The sequence below is a fragment of the Sulfurovum sp. bin170 genome (assembly GCF_010892395.1).
GTDB lineage: Bacteria > Campylobacterota > Campylobacteria > Campylobacterales > Sulfurovaceae > UBA1140.
In genome coordinates, this window is the sequence record NZ_JAACKB010000312.1 from 1 (window position 1) to 3,074 (window position 3,074).

Below are 3,074 nucleotides of genomic sequence, written 5' to 3' on the forward strand. Positions count from 1 at the left end.
CCAAAAGAAGTATAGAAGAGAGTTTATAATCTTTATTTATCAATGACTTATCAAATCTAAACTTCAACTGCTCTTTATTGGCTACTTTTGAGACTATCTTTTTATCAAATATTTTATATGGTTCTATTGTATTCCAGTAGTCTCTATCTATCTTATCTGAGGAGGCATACTCATAAATAGCACTTGACCACTTTTTAAATGATATTGTTTTTTGGGCTAGAGGCATATTGTGATAAGACTTCTCTACACCTTCAAGTAGCACTCTAAGGCTTACACCATCTATGATGAGGTGATGAATGGTTATAAATAGTCTGTTCTTACCAAAAAGTATCGCTTTAATCAGTGGGGCTTGTTCTATATGAAAGCTAGAGTTTGCCTCTTTGATAATATCATCTATATTCTCATAAGAGTATATATGTTCTAGTTCAAACTCGCTTGTCTCATCTATTATCTGTATATACTCACCCTCTTTAATTTCAAACCTAGACCTCAACGCATCGTGGTGTTCTACCACCTCTGCAAAAGCATTTTGTAATCTATCAAAGTCTATATCTATCTTTGATTTTAATACTAGATACTGATTAAAGTGGTTAATCCCATCAAAGTTTTCTATAAAAAACTTCTGAATAGGTATAAGTGGAAATTCACCGACTACCTTTGACTGGTCAAGTATCTCTGTGCTATTGGAATTTAAAATTTGTGCCAAAGCTTTGATAGTGGGGTGATAAAATATATCTTTTATCTCTAAGACAAAACCTAATGTACCTAATTTAGAGATAATTTGTATCGCTTTGATAGAATCTCCACCGATAAAAAAGAAATTATCATTTATAGAGATATTTTTGATATTTAATACATCTTCAAATATCTCTAATAACATCTTTTCGTTATCACTACTTGCTACGACTATCTCTTTGTCTATTGCTATATCTTGTAGTAGTGGTAGCTTTTTTCTATCTAACTTACCATTGCTATTGAGAGGCAAACTATCCATCATAATAAATATATTTGGTATCATATACGCTGTAAGTCTATTTTTAAGATACTCTCTTAGCCCCTCCTCGTCTCCTACGATATAGGCTACCAACTGTTCATCTTTTACGACCACGACACTCTCTTTGATAGAAGAATACTCCAATATAGAACTCTCTATCTCTCCTAGTTCTATCCTAAAACCTCTAAGCTTAATTTGGTCATCTATGCGTCCTAGATACTCTATATCTCCACTTTGGGTATATTTTGCCAAATCTCCACTCTTATAGATGCGTCCTAGTTTTGGATGTGAAATAAACTTCTCATCTGTGAGTTCTTTTTGGTTGAGATAGCCTCTTGCCAAGCCAATACCCTGTATATGCAACTCTCCTACCACACCCAAAGGTACTTCTTTTAAATGAGTGTCTAAAATATATATTTTGATATTTGAGATACTCTTTCCTATAGGAATATTCTTTAACTCACTGTCTCTATCACAAGAAAAAGCTGTTACATCTATAGATGCTTCCGTAGGTCCATAGAGATTATGTAAATTTATATGCTTAATAGTCGCATAAAAATCTTTTACGCTCTGAGCAGATAAAGCCTCTCCACTACAGACGATATTTTTGATAGAGGGACAGTTTTTTAATCCATCTGTATATATCATAGCATTGAGCATAGAGGGTACAAAATGCAAAAATGTCACAGACTCTTTTTGTATCAACTTGACAAGATATTTATTATCTTTATGTCCATTTGGTTTGGCTATTACCTGCTTAAGCCCATACATCAAAGGCAAAAACAGCTCCCACACAGAGACATCAAAACTATAAGGAGTCTTTTGGAGTATAATATCATTTGAATCCAAATTATATTCTTTTCTCATCCAATCTATACGATTGACCACGCCACGGTGTTCGAGCATCACACCTTTTGGTCTGCCTGTACTTCCTGATGTATATATCACATAGGCTAAATCATCTGGAGTCACTCTATTTTTGGGGTTTTTACTCTTATAGTTCTCTAACTTTTCATCTATTATATCTTGATATTGGAGCAGTATTTTAGCTTTTGAGTCTTTGATAATATACGCTATCCTATCTTTGGGATACTCTGTATCTATAGGCAAATAAGCACCCCCAGCTTTAAGAATAGCCAGTAGTCCTATCATCATCTCTATACTTCTATCTATCTCTATCGCTACAATATCATCAGCCTCGATACCCTCATCTATGAGATAATGAGCCAATCTATTAGATTTTTTATTTAACTCTTTATAAGTTATTTTTTTATCTTCGTAACCAATAGCTATCTTATCAGGAGAAGATTTAACTTGTTTTTCAAAAATAGAGATGATAGTATCATTATCAGGATATTTGGCTTTTGTCTTATTAAAACTCTTTAATAATTTTTTCTCCTCTTTAGATACTATCTCTATATCAGACAATATAGTATCTAATTCAATACTCTGCATTAATATCTCTATATTTTTAGAGAGTCTTTCTATAGTAGAGGCTTGATATAAATCACTATTATACTCTATAGATAGCTCTATCTCATCACCTATCTGATGATACTCAAATGTCATATCAAACTGAGATTTATCTATCTTTATCTCTTTATAATTGGCAAATCTACCTCTTCTTTGATGGTCATTTTGTAAAATAACCATCGTATTAAAGAGTGGATTTTGGCTTAAATCTTTCTCTTTTTCTATCTCATTTGCCAATATATCAAAAGGGTAACTCTGATGATCTAGCCCTTCTCTACTCACAGTTTTGATATGTTTTAAGTTCTCTTTAAATGAGCTATCTTGCTTTAGTTTTATTCGCATAGGTATGGTATTGACATAAAAACCTATCTGATTAAATAACGCTTCATATACTCTATTGGCTACAGGTACACCCACGACTATATCATCTTGATTGCTATATTTAGAGAGTAAAATATCTGTAATACCTAATAATAGACTAAATAGCGTATAGTCCTCTGCCCATAAATTGAACTTTGATGAGAGTTTTTTATCAAATTTAAGAAAAATTTCTGCTCCATTAAAAGTTTGAATAGCACCTCTTGGATAATCTGTAGGTAGATTTAAC

The 3,074-nt window shown here is 32.5% G+C and carries 1 protein-coding gene; it reads right to left on the reverse strand.

Annotation, left to right across the window (positions count from 1 at the left end; all coding sequences use genetic code 11):
• Nucleotides 1–3,074 (reverse strand): non-ribosomal peptide synthetase (locus GSY74_RS07470; RefSeq protein WP_164664476.1); only part of this gene is annotated, 3,074 nt, incomplete at both ends.